Source organism: Caballeronia sp. RCC_10 (assembly GCF_041360715.1).
GTDB lineage: Bacteria > Pseudomonadota > Gammaproteobacteria > Burkholderiales > Burkholderiaceae > Caballeronia > Caballeronia grimmiae.
The window spans coordinates 497,560-524,104 of sequence record NZ_JBFUPT010000001.1; the positions used below are offsets into that span (position 1 = coordinate 497,560).

Here is a 26,545-nt window from a genome sequence, read left to right on the forward strand (position 1 = left end):
GCCAGCCGGCTGGCGCAGTGCATCGATCGATGAGTGAACCGAACCGCAGCGCGGACAACCAGGCACGACAGGACGCATCGCCCGACATTACGGCTGTGCGTGAGTATCTGACGGGCCTTCAGGCTTCCATCGCCGATGCGCTCGGCGCGTTCGACGGCACGCCGTTCGCCACCGACGCCTGGTCCCGCGAGCCCGGCGCGCATCTTCGCGGCGGCGGCGTGACGCGCATTCTCGAGGGCGGCGATTTTTTCGAGCGCGGCGGCATCGGTTTTTCGGATGTGCAGGGCGACGCGCTGCCGCCGTCGGCGAGCGCGGCGCGTCCGCAACTCGCGGGACGCGGCTTCGAGGCGATGGGCGTCTCGCTCGTGCTGCATCCGCGCAATCCGCACTGCCCGACCGTGCACATGAACGTGCGCATGCTGACCGCGCTGAAGGACGGCGAAACGCCGGTTTTCTGGTTCGGCGGCGGCATGGATCTCACGCCGATCTACGGTTACGAAGAAGACGCGGTGCATTTTCATCGCGTATGCCGGGATGCGCTGCAACCGTTCGGCGCGGATCTGTATCCGCGTTTCAAGACGTGGTGCGACGAGTATTTTTATTTGAAGCATCGAAATGAAGCGCGCGGCATCGGCGGAATTTTTTTCGATGACTTCTCGGAACCCGGCTTCGAGCGCTCGTTCGCGATGATGCGAAGCGTCGGCGATGCGTTCCTGAAAGCGTATCTGCCAATCATCGAGCGCCGCCGCGAAACGCCCTGGACCGAGCGCGAGCGCGAGTTTCAGGCGTACCGGCGCGGCCGCTACGTCGAGTTCAATCTCGTGTTCGACCGCGGCACGCATTTCGGGCTGCAAAGCGGCGGACGCACGGAATCCATTCTCATGTCGATGCCGCCCGTCGCCAACTGGCGGTACGACTGGCAACCGGAACCCGGCACGCCGGAAGCGCGGCTCTACCGCGATTTTCTAGTGCGCAGGGAATGGCTGTGACCGGGGCTTCGAATCTCGACGGCGCGAACGCTCCGTGCGCGAAGCGCATCGGCTTGCTGGGCGGGACTTTCGATCCGATCCACACCGGTCATCTCGCACTCGCGCGGCGCTTCGCCGACTTGCTGCAACTGACCGAACTGGTGCTGCTGCCGGCGGGTCAGCCGTGGCAGAAGGCAGGCGTGTCGGCGCCGCATCATCGGCTGGCGATGACGCGTGCGGCGGCGGCATCGCTCGATATGGGCGGCGTGACAGTCACGGTCGCGACCGAGGAAATCGAGCGCGAAGGCGCCACTTATACGGTCGATACGCTCGCTCACTGGCGCGAGCGCGAAGGCGCGAAGGCTTCGCTGGCGCTGCTGATCGGCGCCGACCAGCTCGTCAGGCTGGATTCGTGGCACGACTGGAAGCGGCTCTTCGAACTCGCGCACGTGTGCGTCGAAACGCGGCCGGGCTTCGATATCGGCACGTTGCCCGCCGAAGTCGCCGCCGAGGTGACCGCGCGGCGGGCGTCGCCCGAAGTCTTGCGCAACTGCGCGCATGGGCACGTGCTGATCGACGAGACGCTCATGATCGACGTATCCGCGACGGCGATTCGTCAAGCAGCAAACACAACGGCGGGCGCAAGCGTCAATGACGCGCGCGCCCAGGTCCCATCCGCCGTATGGGACTATATTGTTCAACATCACCTGTACCAACGGTAATTATGGAACTTCAAAAGCTTCAACGCGCGATCATCGACGGTCTCGAAGACGTCAAGGCGCAAGACATCAAGGTGTTCAACACGACCCACCTGACGTCGCTGTTCGACCGCGTGGTCGTGGCGAGCGGGACGTCGAACCGGCAGACCAAGGCGCTCGCGAACAGCGTGCGCGAAAAGGTCAAGGAAGCGGGTGGCGACATCATCAGCACGGAAGGCGAAGACATCGGCGAATGGGTGCTGGTCGATTGCGGCGACGCGGTCGTACACATTCTTCAGCCGGCGCTGCGCCAGTACTACAACCTCGAGGAAGTCTGGGGCGACAAGCCCGTGCGCGTGAAGCTGCAAAAGCCGAGCATGTTCGGCGGCGCACGCGTCACCGCGGATGCGGACGAAGACGAGGACGAAGATCAGGACGACGCACCGGCAGTCAAGCGCCCGGCTCGCAAGACCACGCGCAAGCAGGCATAAAAAGCGTCTTCATGAAGCTGGTCATCCTTGCCGTCGGACACAAGATGCCCGACTGGATCACGAATGGCTTCGACGAATACGCGAAGCGCATGCCGCCCGAGTTGCGCATCGAGCTGAAGGAGATCAAGCCCGAGCAGCGATCGTCGGGGCGCAACGCAGAGAGCGTGATGGCTGCGGAGAAGCAGCGTATCGAAGCCGCCTTGCCGAAGAACGCGCGCGTCGTCGCCCTCGACGAACGCGGCCGCGACTGGACCACGATGCAACTCGCCAACGCCCTGCCCGGCTGGCAGCAGGACGGGCGCGATGTCGCCTTCGTGATCGGCGGCGCGGATGGGCTTGCGCCCGAAGTGAAGGCTCGCGCGGAAATCATGCTGCGCGTGTCGAGTCTGACGCTGCCGCACGGCATGGTGCGCGTGCTGCTCGCCGAACAGCTTTACCGGGCGTGGAGCATCACGCAGAATCATCCTTATCACCGCGCGTGAGCCTTCCCATTAGTTGGACGCCGAAGGCCGCGCGCTTCGAACTTCCAACTATCCGATGTCCGCTCAATCCAACGTCTATCCCTACGTCTATCTCGCCTCGCAAAGCCCGCGTCGACAAGAGTTGCTGAGGCAACTCGGCGTTCGTTATGAACTGCTGCTGCCGCGCCCCGATGAAGACGCCGAAGCGCTCGAAGCCGAACTTCATGGTGAATCCGCCGATGCGTACGTCGTGCGCGTCTGTGCGCTCAAGGCACATGCTGCGCGTGATCGCCTGCTTGCAGGCAAGCATGCAGCCGCACCGATTCTCGTCGCCGATACGACCGTGACCATCGACGGCCACATTCTCGGCAAGCCCTTGCATGAAGACGATGCCGTCGCGATGCTCGAGCGTCTCGCCGGACGCGAGCATGAAGTGCTGACCGCGATCGCCGTCGTCGATGCGGAAGGCGCGTTGCTCGAGCCGGTCTTGTCGCGTTCGATGGTGCGCTTCGCGGCTGTCGAACGTGCTGCGCTGCAACGGTATGCCGCCACGGGCGAGCCGCTCGGCAAGGCCGGCGCGTATGGCATACAGGGCCGAGCGGCGGAGTTCATCGAGCGAATCGACGGGTCCTATTCAGGTATCATGGGTTTGCCCCTTTTCGAAACCGCAGCACTCTTGCGCGTGGCGCGCGTCGAATTCTAAACAGGCCATGAACGAAGAAATCCTGATCAACGTCACACCGCAAGAAACCCGCGTCGCACTGGTTCAGCAAGGCGCTGTTCAGGAACTTCACGTGGAGCGCACGTTGTCTCGCGGGCGCGTCGGCAATGTGTATCTCGGCAAGGTCGTGCGTGTGTTGCCGGGCATGCAATCCGCGTTCATCGATATCGGTCTCGAGCGCGCGGCGTTTCTTCATGTCGCCGATATCTGGCATCCGCGCATCGCGGGCGAGCCGCATGGATCGGGTACGCACGTGCCGATCGAAAAGATCGTGTTCGAAGGACAGGCGCTCATGGTGCAGGTCGTGAAGGACCCGATCGGCACGAAGGGCGCGCGGCTGTCGACGCAGGTGAGCATTGCGGGACGCACGCTCGTGTATCTGCCGCAGGAGCCGCATATCGGCATCTCGCAGAAGATCGAAAGCGAGGCGGATCGCGAGGCCGTGCGCGCGCGCCTGACCGCCGTGCTGCCCGCCGACGAGAAAGGCGGCTATATCGTGCGGACGATTGCCGAGGATGCGTCGAGCGAAGAGCTGGCCGCCGATGTCGCCTACTTGCGCAAGACCTGGGCGACCATCGTGACGCAGGCTCAACGCGTGCCGGCGACGACGCTGCTCTATCAGGATTTGAATCTCGCGCAACGCGTGCTGCGCGACTTCGTCAACGACGAGACGACGCGCATTCAGGTGGATTCACGCGAGACCTATCAGATGCTCGCGGATTTTGCGGCGGAGTTCACACCGGCGGTGGCGTCGCGGCTGCATCACTACACGGGCGAGCGGCCGCTCTTCGATCTGTACAACATCGAGGCGGAGATTTTGCGGGCGCTGTCGCGGCGCGTCGATCTGAAGTCGGGCGGCTATCTGATGATCGATCAGACCGAAGCGATGACGACCATCGACGTGAACACGGGCGGCTATGTCGGCGCGCGCAACTTCGATGACACGATCTTCAAGACCAACCTCGAAGCGGCGCATACGATCGCGCGGCAACTGCGGTTGCGGAATCTCGGCGGGATCATCATCATCGATTTCATCGACATGGAGAATGTCGAGCATCGCGATCAGGTCCTGGGTGAGTTGAAGAAGGCGTTGTCGCGGGACCGGACACGCGTGACCGTCAACGGGTTTTCGCAGCTCGGGCTGGTGGAGATGACGCGCAAGCGCACCCGGGAGTCGCTGGCGCATGTGCTGTGCGAGCCATGCCCGACCTGTGAGGGCAAGGGGCAGGTGAAAACGCCCCGGACCGTGTGTTATGACGTGCTGCGCGAAATCATGCGCGAATCGCGGCAATTCAATCCGCGCGAGTTTCGGGTGGTGGCGTCGCAGCAGGTCATCGATCTGTTCCTCGAAGAAGAGTCCCAGCATCTGGCGATGCTGATGGACTTCATCGGGAAGCCGGTTTCGTTGCAGGTGGAGTCGAATCTGAGTCAGGAGCAATATGACATCGTGTTGATGTGACGACTGCCCCGCATCATCCGTCTAAACTGCCCGCGTCTGCCCGCCCTCCTTCGGCGCGGCGCTGATCAATATCCCGATAAGAAACACGAACAAGTTGCCCTCGGTGAAGTTCAGCAGCAACGAGTTCGCGAGACAGCCGAGCACGAACGCAAAGAGATAACCCTGCGCGATACTCCGCGCAGGCTCGACGAGGCGTTGACTCGCTCGCGCCACCGCGACCAGAAACCATACGAAGAGCGCGACGCCGATCAACCCGAGCTGTACGCCCATCAGGAAGAACTCGTTGTGCGGATTGCCGGCCATGGCCGCGCGTCCGCCCGTCTGCATGCTCGCAAGCCGCTCGAACTGCGTGCGCACGCTGCCCACGCCGAAGCCAGCGATAGGCCGCTCCGCGATCAGCGCGAGGCTGCGGCGGTAAAACTCGATACGCACGCCCATCGACGTGTTCTTGTTCTGCGTTTCGAACTGGGTGATCTCCTGGGCCGTGTCGGCAAGGCGCGAATCCTTGCCGTGCATCACGAACGCTCCGACGCACAGGCAGACGATGATCGCTCCGACGCTCGCAATCCAGCGCGTGCGCTTGTCGTATCGGCGGAACTGCGCCGCGTGCATCACGAGATATATGGCGATGTACGCGATCGCCACCACTTGCCCCGTGCGCCCTTGAAGCACGAACAGGACGTTGACCATCGCCAGCACGGCAACGAGATACAGCGCCTTGCTCGCGACCGCGTGCTTCGCCGACTTCGCCAGCGATGCCGCGAGGCAAACCAAAAACGCCATCATCAGGCCGCCGGAGATATGGTCCTTGAAGACCCAAGGCCGCGTCATCGCGTCCGTGCCGTGCACCGGCCCGACCGCCGTCCAGCCCAGGTAGTTCGTGTAGGTCAGGATCATCGTCAGCACGAGCGACGCGAAAAGGCCCCACACGGCGACGCTGGTCCATGCCGTGGACTTATCGTCGGCAAAGACGAGATAAAGCAGCGGGATGAACAGCAGCTTCCTGTACTTCATCAGGAAATCGACCGCCTCGTTCATGCCCGGCGACGTGTACGCGAGGCTCAATGCGAGCGCGATGAACAGCACGAGCGCAGCCAATGCCGCGGGCGACCGAGCGCGCAACGTACGCGCACGCCGCCATACTTCAGGCGATATCAGAGCCAGCACCGCGAATACCGCGGAGCCGACGTTTACGCCTGCCGTCGAAATGGGCACGAGGCAAAGCGTCAGGATGGCAAACCATTTCGCCGCGACCAACTGGTAAGACTCGCTACCCGAGCGGCCCAGCTTGGAGTTATATGTGACTTGCATTATTTGTTTCCGGTACCCCGAACCTTCATCTCGCGCCACGCAGATAGAAATCAGCCCGGCTTCGAAGGGCCTCGTCCGAATAGATGGCTTCCACCGTGCGGCGAGCTTGCTTTCCGACCGCCTCACGCAACGCGCGATCGTTCAGCAGCGTGCTGACGAGACCGCGCGCTTCATCGGTCGTATCGAACAGAAAGCCGTTCTCGCCCTGGCGAATCCATTCGGCATAGCCTCCGCGCCGGTGACATACGACGGGCAGTCCGCACGCCATCGCTTCGAGCACGACCCGCCCGAACGTCTCGACATGCGCGCCGGTCCGATAATAAAAGACATCGAGGCTCTGCAGGAAGCTCACTGCGGGCAACGCGCCTTCGGGCAGCATATGAATGGCCGGAGCATTCGCCAGCGCTTCGCCAGTTGCCGCGCGCAACGCGGTTGCGCCCTGCAGTCGTATCTCGGCACCGTCGCCGACCCAGGCCCGGTAAAGCGCGATGTCGTCGAGATCGTGCTTGTCCAGCGTGTCGCGGCTCAGGCGCCCGACAACCGGACGCCCATTGGTTGGACGCTGTTGCGGGGCGGGTGAGAACTGCACGATGTCGATGGGCGACGGCTGCACTTCGCCGTCGACGCCCAGCAGCTTTCTCTGGAACTCAGAGATGAACACGTACTCCGTGCGCGGCCAGCGCAGCATCGACGGATGTGTCGCGGTCAGCGAGAGGATCTTCGGATGGAACGTGTTGAACACGTAGATCAGGCGCTGTGGCGCGCGGGTGAGGTACGGCCACAGCTTGTTGCGCCAGTGCGAGCCGACGAATACAAACGTGCCGCCATTCGGACGATGCCCCGCGCCGAGCCCGATTCGCCGGATGCCATGGCGGCGCGCAAGCTCCGGCGAACAACGTGCCGACGGCGACCACAACGTGAGATCGCTGCGATCGCGTAACAGGCGGGCGAGATGCAGGGCTTCCTGCTCGCTGCCGCCGTTCTCATTCATGAATCCGTTGATGAGGTGGATGGTCGGCTTAGGCACTGCGTTAGGCATCCCAGCTGGAAGTTGATAAACGCGTGACGATCGAATTCACGATGAACGGCGCGTGCGCGGAAAAGGCAGGCGCGACACGCCGATGAACCGCCTCGGTCGCATCGATGAAGCGCTCGTCCGAGAACTCGCTTATTGCCTTGCCGTACGCGCGCGCGCCAATCGCCGGCAACTGGCTGCGAGCCGCGATGATCGATCGTAGCGTCGCGCTCAGGGCCTCGACGTCGCGCGGCTCGACGATCCAGCCGTTCTCGCCGTCATCGACGTTTTCGGGCAGCCCGGCGTAGGAAGTCACGATGACGGGCTTGGCCATCGCCATCATCTCGCGGCACGCGAAGGACACCGTTTCCACTGCGAACGACAGCACGAAACCCACGTCGAACGTGGCGATGTAGTCCGCCACATTCTCGACGAATCCGGCAACATGTACATGATCCCGCATGCCGAGCGAATCGATGATTTGCTCCTGCTCGTCGTTCGGCTCGGTGCCCGCCACGACCACCATAACCTGCGCGCGCAAGTCCGCGGGAAGCGCGGCCAACGCCGCGATCATGTCCATGGTCCCCTTATACGAATCGAACCCGCTAATGGTGCCGATAACCAGACGTTTGGCGCACTCCTTTCCCAGCATCCTCTCGCGCTTCACGGCGGCAACGGCGGTATCGCGCGGCGCGAATTTGACAAGGTCAACGCCGTTCTTCACTACCGTGAGCGGACAGTGCCCATAAACCGACCCGCGCACGAGTTCCGCAGTCGAATCGGCCACGGCAATGACTTCGTCAGTAGCGAGCGTCGCCCGGAGCCGGGTCAGGAAGTCGCGCTTGATGGCAATTGAGTCGTGCTTCGTAAAAACGATCCCGGGCCGTGGTTTCTTCCACCACAACATGACGAGCAGCAACAAACGGTGATCCGGCGAGCCGTTCGCATGGATGACGTCGAAGCGCTCGCATTCGATCAACGTGCGCCAGGCGGCGCGCATTCGCGGGAAGTCCTTGATCCTGGCGAGAAAATTCATCGGCACGGCGGTCACGCCCGGCAAAGCGCGGGCATGGTCGAACAGCCGGCTCGAGCCGCGTGCTGCGATAAACACCTGATGCCTCACGGACAGAGCCCGTGCATTCGCGACGATATATGTGTCGTGGCCGCCACCGCGGCCATCGTGAAAATTAGTAAGAAGTATCTTCAAGAACGCTCAACTACAGAATCAATGGCCGCAAGCGTCTGTTCAACGGACGGCGGAGCGCCTTCATCGCCAATCGAGACACATAAGCCGGGGACATCTACACCAAAATGCGGTCGCGAGGTCGCGCTAAAAATCATCACCGTCGGCCGGCGCAGTTCGCTCGCGAGATGCACGAGGCCGGTATCCGTTCCGACAACCAGCGCGGCCAGCGCGATGTGCTGCGCCATCTCCTCGATGGTCAGTTTCGGCAGCACCCGCGCGCCGGCCACGTCTTGCGCGATCGCTTCGGCGTCGCGCCGCTCGGCATCGGAACCCCACGGCAGAAGCGGCGTCATGCCCCGCGCGACGAGCGACTGCGCCACCGCAATCCACTTGTCGATCGGCCACTTCTTTTCCGCCTTGGACGTCGCGTGAAAGAGCAAGGCGAACGGCACGTCTTTGATCACGGGAAGCGGCGCGGCGGGCTTCGGAATGGCAAAGACGCTGGGCGGAGCGGCGTCGATCGCATAGCCGAGCGTGTCCGCCAGCGTCTGGCGCATGCCGCGCCACGCGTTCGCATCGTGACGAGGCGCGAACCGATGCGTATAGGCAAAGGCAGCGCCGCGCTCGCCCAGATTGACGTTCGCGTAACCGAAGCGGCGCTTCGAACGGGCGAGAAACGAGATGATCGCGCTCTTGTAGACGCCGTGCAGGTCGAAGACGGCGTCGTAGCGTTCGCGCCGCAAATCGGCAATCGACGCCCAGATCGCCTTTAGATCCCCAAGGTTGCGCGCCTTCTTGAAGCGCCGCAGCGGCGCACACAGCACCCGCGCGACGCCCGCATTCCAGCGCGGTATGTCGGCGAAATTCTCGTCGGTCGCCCAGTCGACCTTCAGCCCCGGAAACGCGCGATGCAGATCACCGACGACCGCCTGTGCCTGTATCACATCGCCCAACGAACTGACCTTGACTATCAAAACTCGCTTCATTCTGCGATCGCTTGCATGTTGGAAACTGCTCGTTCGACAAAGGCGAGTTGTGGAATGGAACGCAGCAGAACGGCCTCACGCCGCCTGTTGCTGATACTGAATGCGATGCAGATGGGCATACAGGCCGCCGAGCCGCAGCAGTTCGGCATGACTGCCCTGCTCCGCGATCTTGCCCGCTTCCAGTACGAGGATGCGGTCAGCGCGCTCGATCGTCGACAGCCGGTGCGCGATGACGAGCGTCGTGCGGCCCTTCATCAGCGTTTCGAGCGCGGACTGTACGTGCCGCTCGGACTCGGAGTCGAGCGCCGACGTCGCTTCGTCGAGGATCAGGATCGGGGCGTCCTTATAGATGGCGCGCGCGATGGCGAGCCGTTGACGCTGGCCGCCCGACAAGCGCATGCCGTTGCCGCCGATCAAGGTATCTATGCCATCGGGCAGCGAGCCGATGACATCGGAGAGGTTGGCTGCGGCCAGCGCCGCCAGCACGCGATCGCGGTCCGGAACGGTGCCGTAAGCAACGTTGGCAGCGATCGTATCGTTGAAGAGCACGACGTCCTGGCTGACCATCGCGATCTGTGCGCGCAGATCATGCAGCGCGTATTCGGTGATCGGGGCGCCGTCGACGAGCACCTGGCCGCCGGCTGGATCGAAGAAGCGCGGCAGCAAGTTGACGAGCGTGGTCTTGCCGCTTCCGGACGGCCCCGCGAGCGCCACCATTTCGCCCGGCGCGACCTTGAAGGAGACGTCGTCGAGCGTGGCGCGTTCCTGCGTGCCGTAATTGAACGACACGTTCCGGAACTCGATGCGGCCGTCGGCGCGTGGAAGCGGACGCCCGCCGCCGGCCGGCTCCGGCGGTTCATCGATGAGACCGAAGATCAGTTCGGCCGCCGTCACGCCGCGCTGCAGCGGCTGATTCACGTCGATCAGATGTTTGAGCGGCGAGATGACGAGCAGCATCGACGTGACGAATGCGACGAAGCCGCCGACCGTCGTCTGGTCGCTCGCGGATTGCAGCACCGCAATCGTGATGACGACGGCGAGCGCGATCGAAGCAAGGAATTGCGTCAGCGGCTGCGCGAGGCCGCCGGACACCTGCATGCGCATCGCGTAGCCGCGCAAGCGGCCGCTCATCTCGGAGAAGCGCCCCATCTCGTACGGCTCGCCGTTGTGCACCTTCACGACCTTGTAGCCGCCGACCGTCTCTTCGACGATATACGACAGCTCGTTGGTCAACATCTGATGCTCGCGGTTCAGCCGCCGCAAGCGCCGGTTGATCTTCGAAACGAGCCAGCCAATGGCCGGCAAAATGACCGCGACGATCAGCGTGAGTCGCCAGTTGAGAATGAACAGGTAGCCGAGCAGGAACACGACGGTCAGTGAATCGCGCACCAGCGTCACGACGACGCCGGACAACACCTGCAGGATCTGATTGACCTCGAAGACGATCGCGTTGATCACCGTGCTCGCCGTCTCACGCTGAAAAAAGCCGGCGCTCGTGTGGATCATGCGGTCGAACATCTGCAGGCGTAACTGCAGCAGGATCTTGTTCGATACATATGAAAGAAAGTAGCCGGCAGCATACTGCGCGGTGCCGCGCACCAGCGCAAGGCCGATCACCGCGACGGGCACGATCCACCTCGCCTTGTCGCTGCTCTTCGTGCCGAAACCATGATCGAGCAGCGGCTTGAGCAGCATCGGGATGCCGGCCTCGCTCGCGGCGACGAAGCCCATCGCAAGGAGACCGAGGAGCACGAAGCCCATGAGCGGCCGCAGATACGGCCAGAGCCGCCGCATGACGGCAGTGGACGATGAGTTCTCGCCCTCGCCGATGGTCTTTCTAAGTGTCTGCTTCTCGCTCAAATGATCCTCTGCCGTTGCGTTGTCCCGGCGCGCGCGCCGCCAGCCGGGCGAAGAACCGCGCCGGGCGGCATGGCCCCGCGCCACAACAATCCGCCATTGTAAACCGTTGGCTACCTGCGGCTCATCAAGGCGCAAACGTAAATCGCGACCGATGGTCTTAAAATACGCGCCACGGTCCACTCGGCTTCATTTCATGACGCACGCCAGTCTCGGCATCGCCATCATTACGTACAACGCGGCTGCACCGCTCGCGCAATGCCTCGACTCCGTTTCCTTCGCCGACGATATCGTCGTGATCGACGGCGGCAGCACCGATACGACCGTGGATATCGCAAACGCGCACGGCGCGCGCGTGCTGATCAGGCGCGAGTGGCCGGGCTTCGGGCCGCAGAAGAATCGCGCGCTCGATGCGCTGTCGACGGACTGGGTGCTGTCGATCGACGCCGACGAAGTCGTGACGCCGGAACTGGCCGCGTCCATCCGGGCCGCGATGAACAGTCCACGCTCCGATGTGTATGCAGTGGACCGGTTATCGAGTTTCTGCGGCCAGTGGATCAGGCACAGCGGCTGGTATCCCGACTGGATTCCCCGCCTCTTCAAACGCGGCTGCGCGCGCTTCTCGGATGATCTCGTGCATGAGCGCCTCGTCGTGCGGACCGGCACGCCCGTCGCGCGGCTCGAAGGCAAACTGATGCACTACTCTTACGAGGACTTCGAAACGGTGTTGCGCAAGCTCGACGCGTACTCGACGGCCGGCGCATTGCAGCGCCATGCCGCGGGCAAGCGGGGAAGTCTCGGCATTGCGATCACGCGCGGGCTCTGGGCGTTCGTCAGGACTTACTTGCTGCGGCGCGGTTTCCTCGACGGGCGAGCGGGCTTCATGATCGCCGTCTTCAACGCGCAGACCGTGTATTACCGCTTCGTCAAGCTCGCGCGCCTGAACGAAGCGGCCGATCAATAAACGATCTCGATCTCGCTCCCCGCGAACTCCCCGCGCAACGCGGTGATGAGTTCGTCGGTCGGTTTCACGCGCCACGCATCGCCTAGCCGCACTTCGCCTTCGGCGTGCTCGCTGCGATACACGATGCTCACGTTGAGCCCGTTCGGAATCGGCGCCTGTTGACGCGAGCGCCCGTTCTCGCGCGACGGCGCCGCGACCGGAGTCGCAGGCGCCTCCGCCCCCGCCGTATGCGCTTCCAGCACGCGCTTGAGACGCAGCGCATCGGCGTTGCCGTTCATCTCGACCTTCACCGACTGCGCATAGCGGCTGCGGGCGCGCTCGAGGTCCATCGCGGTATCGACGGTAAAGCGAATGCCGCCCGTGAACGCATCGTTGCGCGCCTGGCCTTGCACGACGAGCAGTTCATCTTCCTTGAACAGCGCCTTGTTCGCTTCGAACTGCTCGTTGAACACGGTCACTTCGCACTGGCCGGTGCCATCGTCGAGATTGACGATCAGCATCTTGCCGCGCTGGGTCATCTGGGTGCGCAACGAAGAAATGACGCCCGCCACCAGCTTGTCGCGCCCTTCCTTCAGCTCGCCGATCTTCTGACGCACGAAGCGCCGCACTTCGCCCTTGTACGCATCGAAAAGATGGCCCGAAAGGTAGAAACCGAGCGCCGTCTTCTCTTCCTGCAGACGCTTCTTGTCCGACCACGCGGGTTCATCGACGTATTCGTGCTTCGCGAGCGGCGCGTCGCCCATGTCGAACAGGCCGGCCTGCATCGCGTTGGCGGCGGCCTGATCGGCGGCTTCCATCGCCATCGGCACGGACGCGAGCAATTGCGCGCGATTCGCGTGGACGGTGTCGAACGCGCCGGCGCGAATCAGCGCCTCCACCGTCCGGCGATTTACGACGCGGCGGTCGATGCGCTCGCAGAAATCGAACAGATCGACGAACGGACCGTCTTCGCGTGCGCGAAGAATTTCCTCGATGGCGTTCTGGCCGCTGCCCTTCACCGCGCCGAGACCATAGCGGATGGTCCTCGAACGCTTGCCGTCGGCTTCCGCGACCGGCTCGAAGCGATACGCCGAACGGTTGATGTCCGGCGGCAGCACGGCCATGCCGTTGCCGATGCAATCCTCGAAGAGGATCTTCACCTTGTCGGTGTCGTCCATGGCGAGCGACATGTTGGCCGCCATGAATTCCGCCGGATGATGCGCCTTCAGCCACGCCGTGTAGTACGCGAGCAGCGCATACGCCGCCGCGTGCGACTTGTTGAAGCCGTAGCCCGCGAACTTCTCCATCAAATCGAAGATTTCGTCGGACTTCGCGCGCGACAGACCGTTCTTCGCCGCGCCCTCGGCAAACAGTTCGCGATGCTGCGCCATCTCCTCGGGCTTCTTCTTGCCCATCGCGCGACGCAGCAAGTCCGCACCGCCGAGCGAGTATCCGCCGATGATCTGCGCCATCTGCATCACCTGCTCCTGATAGACCATGATGCCGTAGGTCTCTTGCAGAACAGGTTCGACGCGCGGGTCCGGATACTCGACGATCTCGCGCCCGTGCTTGCGCGCGCAGAAGCTCGGTATCAGGTCCATCGGCCCCGGACGATACAGCGCCACCAGCGCGATGATGTCCTCGAAGCGGTCCGGCTGCGCGTCCTTCAGCATGCCCTGCATGCCGCGGCTTTCCAGCTGGAACACGGCGACGGTGTTCGCTTTCTTGAGGATCGTGAACGAAGCGGGATCGTCCAGCGGCACCTGCGCGAGGCTCCAGTCCTTCTTCGACGGGTCGAGCCGGCGAATGTAACGTTCGGCCCAGTCCAGAATCGTGAGCGTGGTCAGGCCCAGAAAGTCGAACTTGACGAGACCGACGGCTTCCACGTCGTCCTTGTCGTACTGGCTGACGACGCCGCCGTCCTCGCCCTGCGTATAGAGCGGGCAGAAATCCGTGAGCTTGCCGGGCGCGATCAGCACGCCGCCCGCGTGCATGCCGACGTTGCGCGTCAGCCCTTCCACGCGCTGCGCGAGTTCGAGCAGCTGGTGCACCTCGTCTTCGGAATCGAAGCGCTCCTGCAGCGTCGGCTCTTCCTTCATCGCATCCGCGATGGTCACGTGCTTGCCCGGCTTGAACGGAATCAGCTTGGCGATGCCGTCCGTGAACATGTAGCCGAGATCGAGCACGCGGCCGATGTCGCGCACTGCCGCCTTCGCGGCCATCGTGCCGAAGGTCGCGATCTGCGAGACGGCGTCCGCGCCGTACTTGCCCTTCACGTATTGAATGACGCGGTCGCGCCCTTCCTGACAGAAGTCGATGTCGAAGTCGGGCATCGACACGCGTTCCGGATTTAGGAATCGCTCGAACAGGAGGTTGTAGCGCAGCGGATCGAGGTCGGTGATGCCGAGCGCATACGCGACGAGCGAACCCGCGCCCGAGCCGCGGCCGGGCCCCACGGGCACGCCGTTGTTCTTCGCCCACATGATGAAGTCGGCGACGATCAGGAAGTAGCCCGGAAAGCCCATTTTAATGATCGTGCCGCACTCGAAGTCGAGCCGCTTGTAATAGGTCTCACGCTGCGCTTCGCGCTCACCTTCGTCGGGATAAAGCTGTGCGAGCCGCACTTCCAGCCCTTCCTTCGACAACTGCACGAGGTAGTCGTCGAGCGACATGCCATCGGGCGTTGGGAAAAGCGGCAGCTTCGGCTTGCCGAGTTCGAGCGTGAGATTGCAGCGCTTCGCAATTTCGACGGTGTTCGCGAGCGCCGACGGGATATCAGCGAACAGCGCGCACATCTCGTCTTGCGTGCGGAAATACTGGTCCGTCGTGAAGCGTTTCTGACGGCGCGGATTCGCGAGCATGTCGCCTTCCGAGATACAGACGCGCGCTTCGTGAGCGGTGTAGTCGTCGGGCGTCATGAACTGCAGAGGATGCGTCGCTACCACGGGTAAGCCGAGCTTCGCCGCAAGCGCGACGGCTTCCTGGATATACGCCTGTTCGCCCGGCTGCCCGGCGCGCTGCAGTTCGATATAGAACGCGTTCGGAAAGAGTTTCGCCCATCGCCCGGCGTGGCGCTCGGCGTTCGCTTCGTTGCCCGCCGCAAGCGCGAGACCGATGTCGCCGCCCTGCGCACCCGACAGCGCAAGCAGTCCCTCGGCCAGCCCTTCTTCGAGCCATTCGACCATCACTTCCGCGCGGCCCCGATACTGATTCGTGAGCCACGCGCGGCTCAGCAATTCGCACAGATTCAGATAGCCGGTCTTGTCGCGCACGAGCAAAAGCAGGCGCGAAGGCTTGTCGCGATCGTCGGGATTCGTGATCCAGACATCGCAGCCGGCGATCGGCTTGATGCCCTTGCCGCGCGCTTCCTTGTAGAAGCGCACGAGACCGAAGGCGTTGGCGAGATCGGTGAGCGCGAGCGCGCCCTGACCGTCCTTCGACGCGGCCTTGACGACGTCGTCCAGCCGCACGATGCCGTCGGCAATCGAGAATTCGGAGTGGACGCGGAGATGAACGAAGCGGGGATCTGACATGGCCGACATTGTACATCCGGGTCATCGCAAAAACCCTCGGGCAAGCCGCGTTAGCCGAACGGACGAGGGGCTTTGCGCGGTCGAATTTGCGCACGCGCAAGGCTTCGCGCCAGGCGGCGCACGCCCCGCTCGAATCGGCTGCGCCGTTTGCGGGATAATAGAGGTTTCGCGCGGCTGCCCGCTGCCGCGTCTGTCTCGTTTCTACGCGTTTCGCCGTCTTTCACCATGAACATTCTGAATCTCTCCGCCTATAAATTCGTCACCATCGAGGACGGCGCCGCCTGGCGGCCGCTCGTCACCGAACGCTGCAACGCGCTCGGGCTGAAGGGCACGATCCTGCTGGCGCCGGAGGGCATCAACCTGTTCATTTCGGGGCCGGTCGCGCAGGTGCGCGAATTCATCGACTACGTCCGGACCGACGCGCTCTTCGGCGGCCGTTTCGCCGATTTGCAGTTCAAGGAGAGCCTGTCGGACACGCAGCCGTTCCGCCGCATGCTAGTCAGGCTCAAGCGCGAAATCATCACGATGAAGAAGCCCGCGATCAGGCCCGAACTGGGCCGCGCGCCTTCTGTCGATGCCCCCACGCTCAAGGCCTGGCTCGACCGCGGCCACGACGACGCGGGCCGCCCGGTCGTGATGCTCGACACGCGCAATGCGTTCGAAGTCGATGTCGGCACGTTCGACAACGCGCTCGACTATCGCATCGAGAAGTTCAGCGAGTTTCCGGAAGTGATCGAGCAGAACCGCGCCGATCTGGAAGGCAAGACAGTGGTCTCCTTCTGCACCGGCGGCATTCGCTGCGAAAAGGCTGCGATTCACATGAAGGAAGTGGGTATCGAGCATGTCTATCAGCTCGAAGGCGGCATCCTGAAGTATTTCGAGGAAGTTGGCGGCGCACATTACAACGGCGACTGCTTCGTGTTCGATTACCGCACGGCGCTGAACCCGAACCTCCAGCCGACCGAGACGGCGCAATGTTTCGCTTGCCGCGCGGTCGTGAGCGTCGAGGACCAGCAATCGCCCTATTACAAGGCGGGCGAGGCTTGCCCGGCCTGCCACCCCGAAGCGAAGGCGGCATAACCGCCTGTACATGACCTATCGCGGCCGCTTCGCGCCCTCGCCGACCGGCCCGCTGCATGCGGGATCGCTCGTGAGCGCGCTCGCGAGTTATCTCGATGCACGCGCGCACGGCGGAAGCTGGATCGTGCGAATCGAGGATGTCGATGCGCCGCGCACCGTGCCCGGCGCCGCCGACGACATTCTCGCGACGCTTGGCGCTTTCGGCATGCATTCCGACGAGCCGCCCGTCTGGCAAAGCCGGCGCGATGCCGCCTACGCCAAGGCGTTCGAAGCGTTGCAGGCGCAACACCTGATCTATCCGTGCGGCTGCACGCGTCGCGAGATCGCGGATTCGCTCGTGCATGCCCACGCGCGTCACGCGACGCTGGCGTATCCGGGCACCTGCCGTACGGGCCTGAATGGCCGCCCCGCCCGCGCGTGGCGTTTGCGCGTGCCGGACGGCGATGCGGCGTGCATCGCGTTCGTGGATCGCTGGCAGGGGCCGCAGACGCAGAATCTGGCGACCGAAGTCGGCGATTTCGCGCTGAAGCGCGCGGATGGCTTGTGGGCGTATCAACTGGCCGTCGTCGTCGATGACGCCGATGCGGGCATCACGCACATCGTGCGCGGCGCGGACCTGCTGGATTCGACCGCGCGTCAGATTTATCTACAGCGATGCCTCGGCGTGCCGACGCCGTCGTATCTGCACGTGCCGGTGCTCACCAACGAGGCTGGCGAAAAGCTCAGCAAGCAGACCGGCGCGGTGCCGCTAAACCGCGACGCTCCGCTCGACGCGCTCGTGCAGGCGGCGCGGCATCTCGGCATCGATGCATCGTCGGCCCGCACGCTCGATGGTTTCTACGCCGCCGCGACGGACGATTGGGCGCGGCGCTTCGCGCGGTAGGCAAAAAAACGGCAGCTGTAAAAAAGCTGCCGTTTTTCTTAGATCACGACGTCTTTCGCGGCATGCCAAGCCCGCCCAGCAACGCCGCGAGCGGCTGCTTGGACGTGCTCTTGCGCTCGGGTTCAGGCGTCTCTTCCTGCCGCTTCATGGCCGATGGCGACGGCTCATACGGCTTCAGGAAAAATTCGTCGATGGGCTGCTGACGCCCGCGCGGCCGGTCGTACGAACTCGAGCCCGGCGAAGTGCGCCGGCGCGATCCCGCGTCTTCCCGCCCGCCATGACGATGCTCCGTGCGCTCGCCGCGCGCCGGACGCTCGTCGCGCCGTGCGCCGTCGCGACGCGCGGGCGCCGTCACATGAAGCGTGTGCACTTCGAGCGGACGTTTGATGAGCTTCTCGATGTCGGCAAGCTGCTTGCGCTCGTTGGCGCTGCAGAGCGACAGCGCATCGCCCGATGCGCCCGCGCGCCCCGTCCGGCCGATGCGGTGCACATAGTCTTCGGCGTTGAACGGCAGATCGAAGTTGATCACCGCCGGCAGTTCGGCGATGTCGAGACCGCGCGCCGCGACATCGGTGGCGACGAGCGCCTCGATTTCGCCGCGCTTGAACGCATCGAGCGCCTGCATGCGTTCGCCCTGCGTGCGATCGCCGTGGATGGCGGTCGCCACGATGCCGTCGCGCTCCAGCACACGCGCAAGCCGGCTCGCGCCGATCTTGCTGTTGCAGAACACGATCACCTGCTTGAGCTCGCGCTCGCGGATGATCTGCGCCACCGCGCCGGATTTATCGCTCTCGTGCACCTCGTAGACGATCTGGCGTACGTTCGCGTTGGTCGAGTTGCTGCGCGCGACCTCGATCGTCTGCGGGTTGCGCAGATACGTCGCAGCGAGTTTCTTGATTTCGGGCGAGAACGTCGCCGAGAAGAGCAGCGTCTGACGTTCCTTCGGCAGCAGATTCAGGATGCGCTGCAGGTCCGGCAGAAAGCCCATGTCGAGCATGCGGTCGGCCTCGTCGAGCACGAGCATCTGCACCTGGCCGAGGTTGAGCGTCTTCTGCTGGACGTGATCGAGCAGCCGGCCCGGCGTCGCGATCAGAATTTCGACGCCGCGGCGCAACGCCTCCGATTGCGGATTCATGTCGACGCCGCCGAACACGACCGTGCTGCGCAACGGCGTGTGCTTCGAGTACGTCTGCACGTTGGCGGCGACCTGATCGGCGAGTTCGCGAGTCGGCGTCAGCATCAGCGCGCGCACCGGATGGCGCGCCGGCGACGCGCTCGTGTTCGCCATCGGCAAAAGGCGCTGGATGATCGGCAGCGAGAAGCTCGCGGTCTTGCCGGTGCCGGTCTGAGCCGCGCCCATTACGTCGCGGCCCGCCAGGACGACGGGAATGGCTTCGGCCTGGATCGGCGTGGGCGTGGTGTAGCCGGATTCGCTCACCGCCCGGAGGATGTCGGCGGACAGGCCGAACTGGTCGAACGTGAGCGCGGCCTTGGCTTGTTCGGTGGGCGTGGTCGTGGCGACGGAATCAGACATGGTGACTTTATTGGCTTTCGCTAAAGGGTCCGCTCGATGCGGCGCGCGTAACGGACGGTTGGGATGGTCCGGTCGGTCACGCGTGAATGTTTCGATGACGCGAAAAGGTCCGCGACGTAATGTGCAAGAGGTTCAGCGCCCGGTGTGCGCGCGTTGCAATCCGCAGGCCGGCCGGTGCGTCGCAGCTTGCGCTTCGCTGCGGCACGACGAACGCCTTCGATGGAGCACCGCTTCGATGACGCTTTCGCGACACCGGACGCGCGTTGCCGCGCGCCAGGCGAAACGGCGTTGTGCCGCTGCTTGCCCGCCGGGCGCTGCACGCAATCGACTCGCCATCGCAGCCCCCTGGTCATTGCCGGGAAACCGTGCATTGTAGCACCGGCCCGGGAAGCGCTCCGGCCCTTCCTCGCGGCGCGTCCGTGTCATCTCGCCCGGGCCTGGCAGTCCGCAAGCAGCGGCGGCGAATCTTTCGGCGCGGTATCGTCGTACAGATTCGCCTGCGGACCTTTGGTCCACCAGACGAAGCGATCGGCAACGTACCTCGCGCCCGAACCCGCCATCACGCTGACGAACAGCAGCTTGCGCCCGTCGACGGTCAGCGCGGCGAAGCTCTGCCGATTGCGGGTGTTCGTGTACTGCACCGACACGGTCTTGCCGTCCTTGCAGTCATAGCGCGTGGTTTGCGTCGATTCGGCCTGAATCTGCGGAACCGTCAGCGGCATGGCGAGCGCTGTCTGCGCGGCCATGCCGGCGATCGTGAATGTGAGAAAGCGCTTCATGTGAATCATGGATCGATGACTTCCGCGCAAGCGTCGGTCGGCGCAGCAGCGACATGGCCGACCACCGGCACGATCTTCAGCCCCGCCGATACGATCCGGCACGGCGCGGCTGCCAGTCCGCAGCCCGAAAGTCCCACGCATGCCGCGACGAGCGCGGCCAGCCACAAGCGTTTCACCCTCTTCTCCCGTCGATGGACGATGGACGATGCCGTCACTTCGTCGAAACAGGCCGCACCTTCGATGCCGCCAGCTTCGCCCGCTCGCGCGCTTCGCCGGTGTCGGCGCCCGTCGCGACCGCGACGCCCATGCGGCGCTTCGCGAAGCTCTCCGGCTTGCCGAAGAGCCGCAGGTCAGCGCCAGGCACCGCCAGCGCCTCGCGCACGCCTTCGAACGCGATGCCCGCTTCGTCGATGCCGCCATAAATGACCGCCGACGCGCCCGGGGTGCTCAGCGAGGTATCGACAGGCAAGCCGAGAATCGCTCGCGCATGCAGCTCGAACTCGGAGAAGCGCTGCGTCGCCAGCGTGACGAGGCCGGTATCGTGCGGACGCGGGCTGACTTCGGAGAACCAGACATCGTCGCCGCGAACAAAAAGTTCGACGCCGAACAGTCCGCGGCCGCCGAGCGCCGTCGTGACCTTCGCCGCGACGTCGCGCGCTTTCTCCAGTGCGGCAGGAGCCATTGCCTGCGGCTGCCACGATTCGACGTAATCGCCCGCTACCTGCACGTGCCCGATCGGCTTGCAGAAGTACGTCTGCGTCTCACCGCTCACGGGATCGGCGGCGCGCACGGTCAGTTGCGTGATTTCGTACTCGAAGTCGATGAAACCCTCGACGATCACCCGCCCGTGGTTCACACGCCCGCCTGCCATCGCGTGGTTCCAGGCCGGCTCGATGTCCGCCTCGCTCCGCAGTACCGACTGGCCCTTGCCCGACGACGACATCACCGGCTTCACGACGCACGGAAAGCCGATTGACGCGATTGCCGCCTTCATCTCGTCGAGCGATTGCGCGAACGCATACGGCGATGTCGGCAGGCCGAGCGTTTCAGCGGCAAGGCGGCGGATGCCTTCGCGATTCATCGTGAGCTGCGTGGCGCGCGCCGTCGGAATGACGGTTGCCGTGCCGGACGCTTCGATTTCAGCGAGCGCGTCGGTTGCGATGGCCTCGATTTCCGGCACGATCAGATGCGGCCGCTCCTTCTCGACGAGCGCGCGCAAGGCGGCGGGATCGGTCATGTCGATGACATGCGCGCGATGCGCAACCTGATGCCCCGGCGCATTCGCGTATCGATCGACGGCGACGACTTCGACGCCCAGACGCTGCAACGCGATGATCACTTCCTTCCCCAGTTCGCCCGCGCCGAGCAACATGACGCGCGTCGCATGGGAAGAAAGCGGCGTGCCGATCGACGAAGCGAGTTCTCTTGCTGCGTTGTTTCCGGCGTGATCGGTCTGCATGCGAGCTCCAATGAAAACGGTTGTGCGTCCGCTTCGAAGGCATACGCAAGCCCTTCGAAAAGCGATTGGCGGCGATGTTAACACGCACCGCTCGCCGCTTCCGCTCTGCCGTTCGGCATATTGACAAGCAGTATTGACTCGCGCTTGCTGCCCGAATTCCCGGCTGCGTCATCGGCAAGCGTCATCGGGAATATGGCCGCCGATCGTTTTGTTGCATCTCGACGCTGGACACAGCGTAGGACGCGTGCGGTACGCTTACGCTTTCGCCAGTTTCAGGATCATCGATGTCCTCGCATTTCCCCCGCGCATCGCTTTCGCTCTCCTCATGGCCGTCGACGAAACTGCTGTCGCGCTGCACCGGCGCGGCGCTCGTCGTGGCGAGCCTTTTGAGCGGATGCGCCATGCCGCATCATTCCGACGCGAGCGCGCCGCCCACCGATCCGTACAACCCCGCCGCGACGCAATTGCTCGACGACACGCAATGGGAACTCACCGCGTGGACCGAGGCGGGCGGACAGCCCCGCGCAATTCCGGCCGTCCAACAGGGCGCGCATCCGATCACGCTGGACTTCTCGACCGAAAGCGGCCGCCGGCGCGCCAGCGGCTTCTCCGGATGCAATCGCTACACCGGCGCGTACGATCTGAAAGACGGCAAGCTCAGCTTCGGGCCGCTTGCCGGCACGCGCATGGCGTGTCCGTCGCAGTCGAGCGGCGCGCTCGAGCAGCCGTATCTCAACGGCCTTGCGCACGTGGCGAAGAGCGGCGTCCAGATGAACCCGCCGCAATCGCTCCACTTGACGCTCGAAGACGGCCAGGTGCTCACCTTCGCACCACGCGCCAAATGAACGCGGGCGTCGCGGCCCGCCTCAAAGCTGTTGCGCGCTAACGCCATCGCGCGTCGGTTTAGTCGCGACCCGTTAAACTGCTCGATCGATATGCCCGGCCCGCTCGCATGACGCGTGCTGCCGGGCAGCAGTTCCATCCGTTTCACCCAAACCTGGTTCAATCCTTAGCATGCACACGGTAGTTCTTGGCTGGTTCGGTGCATCAGTCGTCTGGTTCCTTGCGCTTTTCTGGCGCGTCGTCAAATCGGTGCTGCCGGGCGGTGCGGGGCTGCGCGGCCCCGGCACGATCCGGCTGTGGCTGGGTTTTTTCTGCGTGCTGCTGTCGAGCGCCGCGCTCGAAGGCGCGCTCGCCGGCGCGATCGAAGCGCAGGAGAACGTCAATCGCGTCGGGCGTGCGCTTGCAAGCGGGCTGGCTGGCATCGCGCAGCCGGCGGGGGCCGTCGCGCTCGCGGCGGTCGTCCTTCTAATCAGTCTTCCGTGGCTCGTCGGCTTCAGTTGGCGTTCGGTGCTTCGCTGGGTCGAGGAAGCGTTCGGCTTCGGCCTGCCGCAAAGCTGGACCACGCCGCCCGAGGAGTCCGACCGCGAGCCGCGTGCGCGCGATCAGGCAGGCGCAAAGTCGAAGTCGAGGTCCGGCAAGATGCGCTGGCGGGAGCGCCGCACGCGCGAGCCGGCGGGTGGAGCATCGGCGGTGCGCGGCATCGGCGGGGAACATTTCGACGCCATGAGCCTGCGCGCGTCGCACGACGAGTCGACGCTCGGCATGTCGCCGGGCAATCGAAGCGGGCGTTATCAGCGGCCGACGGTGTGGCGTCCGCCTGCGACCGGCAAGCCTACGACGCGGCGCGCGGAAGCCGCTGCCGCGAACATTGCGGCGACGGCGGAAGCGTACTCGAAGCGCCCCGCTTTCGAACGTGCGGGGGCGGCAGTGCCGGCGGCGTTCGTCGAACCGGTCGCGCCGGACGGCTGGCTCAATTCGCTGTCGACGTCGGCGGCTGCGCTGGGAGCGTCGAAGTCCGCTGGCAAGGCAACGGGGCGCGGCGCGAGTGACGTCGCCGCGGCGCGGGCGCCTTCACTATCGACGGTAACGACTGCTGCGACTGCGTCGGCTGCTGCGGTCAATCGATCACCGGTGACGCCTGCACGCGCGCCGCTGCCTTCCAAAGCGCCGCTTTCGACAAGCACGAGCGCGATGGCGCCACCCCGCTCTCCGACCGCGCCGTCGCCGTCTCCGATGTCGCGCGGCATCGCGAAACGGGCTTCGTCAGGCGATGTGACGAGAAATACCGTTGCGCGCGATCCACGGCCCCAGCCTTTCGCCGCGCCGGCCTTTTCTCGCGCCCCCGCGCCGTCGAAGCCGCCGCCACCGCCCGAAGCAATTCAGGCGACGCTGCGCTCCATCGAAGAAAACGCCGCGCTTTGGACTTCGCTTGCCGGGGCGAGCCTCGCCCGCGATCATGAAGCTCAGGCGCTGCCGGAGAATGCAGCGGTTTCCGTAGCGAATGTAACGTCGCGTCCTGGCGGCTCCGGTTCCTTAGGTCAATCCGCCCTGCCCTCTTCGCTGCGAGGCGACGGCCCGACGAAGGACGCTTCGGCCTCCGCGCCTGCGCGCGAGTCGCGTCAGGGCGCTGAGGGAATCGCGCCTTTCGCAACAGAATCGGCCCACGCACCAGCGGATGACGGGTGGCCTCAGCCGCGCGTACAGGCGCTCGTTGGCTCCGCTTTTGAAAGCCATGATGTCGCGACGCATGACACCGGCGTGCATCCGACAGGCACGCCCGCCGATGCCGACGCCGACGCGTCGTCAGTGGAAGGCCCGCAGCCCGCGTCGCGATCGGCGGAGGATGACGTTTCCATCTTTACCGCTCCTGGTGCAACCGCGCCGGAAAGCTTTGGCGATACGCCGCCGTTCGAACCTGCTGAGAGCGCGGAACAGAGGCCGATCGCTACGCGCATCGAAGCAGCGGCGGCAGTCAGTCAAGCGTGGGTCAGTGATGCAATGCAATCGCCAAGCGATGCAGCACATAGTGACGCCGAGGCTACGCGAGCAATCGCGCCCGAACCCTTTGCTACCGCGGCGACACGCAGTTCCGAACCGCAGTGGCCTTTCGATGCCGCCGCGTCTGCGCCTTTGCGTGTGTCGTCCACAGAGCGTACGGACGAGAACGCAGCATCGCTGCCCGTCGATCCGCCCGGACCCGAGCGCAATGCGCCCACCGAAAACGTCACGACTGCGGGCGTCGAACTGCCCGACCAACCGTCCTGGCCTGCATCGCTGATGAGCGCCGCCGAGCGCCCGAGTGAACTCTACGTGCCCGCACCCGACGAGCCAAGCCACGCCGAAGCGTCTCGCGCCGCAGCCAGCGCCGTCGCACTGACCGCGCTCGGCGCGCCACCGGTCTCGGCCCCGCCGCTTCCGCCCGCCGGACGATCGACGCGTGCGGACGCAGCCGTATCGGCGAACGATGATCCGCGAGAACCCGCATGGCCTCCCGCGCCCGCGATGCAGCCGCTGCCGCCGGAAACGCCGGCATTCGAACCCGCGAGCTACGCCTTCGACGCCGCGCCGATCCTCCCACCGCCGTTCCCGGACGCGCTGCTGGAGCACAGCGAGACGCCGCCCTGGTTCGACGACGACACCGCGTCGATCCCACCAGCGCCTCCGGCATTTGCCTCACGCGCCGAGACGCCGCCGGAGCCACAGCCACCGCAGCAGCAGCAGGCAAGCCGCGAAACGCCGCCCGCCACCGTCGAGCTGCCCACGCCCGCACCCGCGCCCGAACCGCGCCAGCCCGTGCGCGGCTTCGCCGGCGCGGCGTTCGAGTTCCACGCGCCGCAGGCATCGGCGGTTGAGTTGCCGACGCTCGACCTGCTCGAACCCGCTTCCGACGAAGTGGAGCCCGTGTCAGAAGAGCGCCTCGCCGATACGGGCCAGTTGATCGAACAGCGTCTGCAGGAATTCAAGGTGCCGGTGACGGTCGTCGGCGCATCGGCGGGGCCGGTCATCACACGCTTCGAAGTCGAGCCGGCGCTCGGCGTGCGCGGCAGCCAGATCGTCGGCCTGATGAAAGACCTGTCGCGCGGGCTCGGCCTCACGTCGATCCGCGTCGTCGAGACGATTCCCGGCAAGACCTGCATGGGCCTCGAACTGCCGAACGCGAAGCGCCAGATGATCCGCCTGTCCGAGATTCTGGAGCAGGACGTGTATCGCTCGTCGAAGTCGAATCTCACGATCGCGATGGGCAAGGACATCGTCGGCAATCCGGTCGTGACCGATCTCGCGAAAGCGCCGCACATGCTCGTCGCGGGCACGACCGGTTCGGGCAAGTCGGTTGCGATCAACGCGATGATCCTCTCGCTGCTCTACAAGGCGAAGCCCGAGGACGTGCGCCTCATCATGATCGATCCGAAGATGCTGGAACTCTCGGTCTACGAGGGTATCCCGCATCTGCTCGCGCCCGTTGTCACCGACATGAAGCTCGCCTCCAACGCGCTCAACTGGTGCGTCGGCGAAATGGAGAAGCGGTATCGGCTGATGTCGGCGGTCGGCGTGCGCAATCTGCAAGGCTTCAATCAGAAGGTGCGCAACACGGAAGCGGCGGGCAAGAAGCTGTCGAACCCGTTCTCGCTGACGCCCGACGCGCCCGAGCCGCTGTCGACGCTGCCGTTGATCGTCGTCGTCATCGACGAGCTCGCCGATCTGATGATGGTCGCCGGCAAGCAGATCGAACAGTTGATCGCGCGGCTCGCGCAGAAGGCGCGTGCGGCCGGCATCCACCTGATTCTCGCGACCCAGCGTCCTTCGGTGGATGTCATCACCGGCCTCATCAAGGCGAACATTCCGACGCGCGTGGCGTTTCAGGTGTCGTCGAAAATCGATTCGCGCACGATTCTCGACCAGATGGGCGCGGAATCGCTGCTCGGCGCGGGCGACATGCTGTTCCTGCCGCCCGGAACCGGATATCCGCAGCGGGTGCACGGCGCGTTCGTCGCGGACGACGAAGTGCATCGCGTGGTCGAATATCTGAAGCAGTTCGGCGAGCCGGAGTACGAGGAAGGCATTCTCTCTGGCCCGACGGCCGAAGGCGGTTCGCAGGACCTGTTCGGTGAAACGCCCGACGCCGAAGCCGATCCGCTCTACGACGAAGCCGTCGCGTTCGTCGTGCGGACGCGGCGCGCGTCGATATCGTCGGTGCAGCGGCAGTTGCGCATCGGCTATAACCGCGCCGCGCGGCTCGTCGAACAGATGGAAGCCGCCGGACTCGTCTCGCCGATGGGCAGTAACGGCAATCGCGAAGTGCTCGCGCCGCCCGGCCCCGGCGAGTGAGCGCGTCAGGCC

21 protein-coding genes are annotated in these 26,545 nt (G+C 64.7%); 11 read left to right on the forward strand and 10 right to left on the reverse strand.

Going from position 1 to position 26,545, the window contains the following annotated elements; genetic code table 11:
- Window positions 1-29: 29 nt before the first annotated feature.
- The 6 genes from hemF to rng are packed head-to-tail and all read left to right on the forward strand — an operon-like array spanning window position 30 to window position 4,798.
- On the forward strand, window positions 30-989 hold the full coding sequence (gene hemF / locus AB6804_RS02340) for an oxygen-dependent coproporphyrinogen oxidase (RefSeq protein ID WP_370885068.1): 960 nt from the start codon (window positions 30-32) through the stop codon (window positions 987-989).
- Window positions 980-1,690, forward strand: a complete 711-nt coding sequence (locus tag AB6804_RS02345; RefSeq protein WP_370885069.1) for a nicotinate-nucleotide adenylyltransferase — start codon at window positions 980-982, stop codon at window positions 1,688-1,690. Before hemF ends, AB6804_RS02345 begins: the two co-directional genes overlap by 10 nt.
- A gap of 2 nt (window positions 1,691-1,692) precedes the next feature.
- Window positions 1,693-2,157, forward strand: coding sequence for a ribosome silencing factor (gene rsfS, locus AB6804_RS02350; protein WP_035960848.1), 465 nt, complete (start codon window positions 1,693-1,695; stop codon window positions 2,155-2,157).
- Window positions 2,158-2,168: 11 nt separating this feature from the next.
- Window positions 2,169-2,639, forward strand: a complete 471-nt coding sequence (rlmH, locus tag AB6804_RS02355; protein WP_035960846.1) for a 23S rRNA (pseudouridine(1915)-N(3))-methyltransferase RlmH — start codon at window positions 2,169-2,171, stop codon at window positions 2,637-2,639.
- Window positions 2,640-2,694: 55 nt separating this feature from the next.
- Window positions 2,695-3,321, forward strand: a complete 627-nt coding sequence (locus AB6804_RS02360; protein WP_370885070.1) for a nucleoside triphosphate pyrophosphatase — start codon at window positions 2,695-2,697, stop codon at window positions 3,319-3,321.
- 7 nt (window positions 3,322-3,328) lie between these two features.
- Complete coding sequence (rng, locus tag AB6804_RS02365; protein WP_035960843.1) at window positions 3,329-4,798, forward strand: ribonuclease G; 1,470 nt, start codon at window positions 3,329-3,331, stop codon at window positions 4,796-4,798.
- Between the two features lie 21 nt (window positions 4,799-4,819).
- Here rng and AB6804_RS02370 read toward each other — a convergent pair whose 3' ends face one another.
- From AB6804_RS02370 to msbA, 5 genes are all read right to left on the reverse strand, one after another.
- Window positions 4,820-6,109 carry an O-antigen ligase family protein gene (locus AB6804_RS02370; protein ID WP_370885071.1) on the reverse strand — a complete coding sequence of 430 codons (1,290 nt, stop codon included), beginning with the start codon at window positions 6,107-6,109 and terminating at the stop codon, window positions 4,820-4,822.
- 25 nt (window positions 6,110-6,134) lie between these two features.
- Window positions 6,135-7,100, reverse strand: a complete 966-nt coding sequence (locus tag AB6804_RS02375) for a glycosyltransferase family 4 protein (RefSeq protein WP_370885072.1) — start codon at window positions 7,098-7,100, stop codon at window positions 6,135-6,137.
- A 40-nt stretch (window positions 7,101-7,140) separates the two neighbouring features.
- Window positions 7,141-8,331 carry a glycosyltransferase family 4 protein gene (locus AB6804_RS02380; protein WP_370885073.1) on the reverse strand — a complete coding sequence of 397 codons (1,191 nt, stop codon included), beginning with the start codon at window positions 8,329-8,331 and terminating at the stop codon, window positions 7,141-7,143.
- Window positions 8,328-9,296 carry a lipopolysaccharide heptosyltransferase I gene (gene waaC, locus AB6804_RS02385; RefSeq protein ID WP_370885074.1) on the reverse strand — a complete coding sequence of 323 codons (969 nt, stop codon included), beginning with the start codon at window positions 9,294-9,296 and terminating at the stop codon, window positions 8,328-8,330. Before waaC ends, AB6804_RS02380 begins: the two co-directional genes overlap by 4 nt.
- 75 nt (window positions 9,297-9,371) lie before the next feature.
- Window positions 9,372-11,090 (reverse strand): lipid A export permease/ATP-binding protein MsbA, encoded by a 1,719-nt coding sequence (gene msbA / locus AB6804_RS02390; protein ID WP_370885403.1) that lies wholly within the window; start codon window positions 11,088-11,090, stop codon window positions 9,372-9,374.
- 259 nt (window positions 11,091-11,349) lie between these two features.
- Here msbA and AB6804_RS02395 point away from each other — a divergent pair, with 259 nt between their 5' ends.
- Window positions 11,350-12,117, forward strand: coding sequence for a glycosyltransferase family 2 protein (locus AB6804_RS02395; protein ID WP_370885075.1), 768 nt, complete (start codon window positions 11,350-11,352; stop codon window positions 12,115-12,117).
- On the opposite strand, the gene dnaE is transcribed toward AB6804_RS02395, so the two are convergent.
- The gene (gene dnaE / locus AB6804_RS02400; RefSeq protein WP_370885076.1) at window positions 12,111-15,638 is read right to left on the reverse strand and encodes a DNA polymerase III subunit alpha; all 3,528 of its coding nucleotides are present in this window, start codon (window positions 15,636-15,638) and stop codon (window positions 12,111-12,113) included. The genes AB6804_RS02395 and dnaE overlap by 7 nt on opposite strands.
- Before the next feature lie 216 nt (window positions 15,639-15,854).
- On the opposite strand from dnaE, the gene AB6804_RS02405 reads away from it, so the two are divergent.
- Window positions 15,855-16,709, forward strand: a complete 855-nt coding sequence (locus AB6804_RS02405) for a sulfurtransferase (RefSeq protein ID WP_370885077.1) — start codon at window positions 15,855-15,857, stop codon at window positions 16,707-16,709.
- A gap of 10 nt (window positions 16,710-16,719) precedes the next feature.
- Complete coding sequence (gene gluQRS / locus AB6804_RS02410) at window positions 16,720-17,592, forward strand: tRNA glutamyl-Q(34) synthetase GluQRS (RefSeq protein WP_370885078.1); 873 nt, start codon at window positions 16,720-16,722, stop codon at window positions 17,590-17,592.
- 43 nt (window positions 17,593-17,635) lie between these two features.
- Here the strand turns inward: gluQRS and AB6804_RS02415 are convergent, their stop codons facing one another.
- From AB6804_RS02415 to purT, 4 genes are all read right to left on the reverse strand, one after another.
- Window positions 17,636-19,126, reverse strand: coding sequence for a DEAD/DEAH box helicase (locus tag AB6804_RS02415; RefSeq protein WP_370885079.1), 1,491 nt, complete (start codon window positions 19,124-19,126; stop codon window positions 17,636-17,638).
- 422 nt (window positions 19,127-19,548) lie between these two features.
- Window positions 19,549-19,914 carry an MliC family protein gene (locus tag AB6804_RS02420; RefSeq protein ID WP_370885080.1) on the reverse strand — a complete coding sequence of 122 codons (366 nt, stop codon included), beginning with the start codon at window positions 19,912-19,914 and terminating at the stop codon, window positions 19,549-19,551.
- Window positions 19,911-20,081, reverse strand: a complete 171-nt coding sequence (locus tag AB6804_RS02425) for a DUF6726 family protein (RefSeq protein WP_370885081.1) — start codon at window positions 20,079-20,081, stop codon at window positions 19,911-19,913. Before AB6804_RS02425 ends, AB6804_RS02420 begins: the two co-directional genes overlap by 4 nt.
- Before the next feature lie 35 nt (window positions 20,082-20,116).
- The gene (gene purT, locus AB6804_RS02430) at window positions 20,117-21,364 is read right to left on the reverse strand and encodes a formate-dependent phosphoribosylglycinamide formyltransferase (RefSeq protein ID WP_370885082.1); all 1,248 of its coding nucleotides are present in this window, start codon (window positions 21,362-21,364) and stop codon (window positions 20,117-20,119) included.
- 284 nt (window positions 21,365-21,648) lie between these two features.
- Between purT and AB6804_RS02435 the strand changes: the two genes are divergently transcribed.
- Window positions 21,649-22,209 carry an META domain-containing protein gene (locus AB6804_RS02435; RefSeq protein ID WP_370885083.1) on the forward strand — a complete coding sequence of 187 codons (561 nt, stop codon included), beginning with the start codon at window positions 21,649-21,651 and terminating at the stop codon, window positions 22,207-22,209.
- Between the two features lie 169 nt (window positions 22,210-22,378).
- A complete protein-coding gene (locus AB6804_RS02440) occupies window positions 22,379-26,533 on the forward strand; it encodes a DNA translocase FtsK (RefSeq protein ID WP_370885084.1) in 4,155 nt (1,384 codons plus the stop codon).
- Window positions 26,534-26,545: the final 12 nt, after the last annotated feature.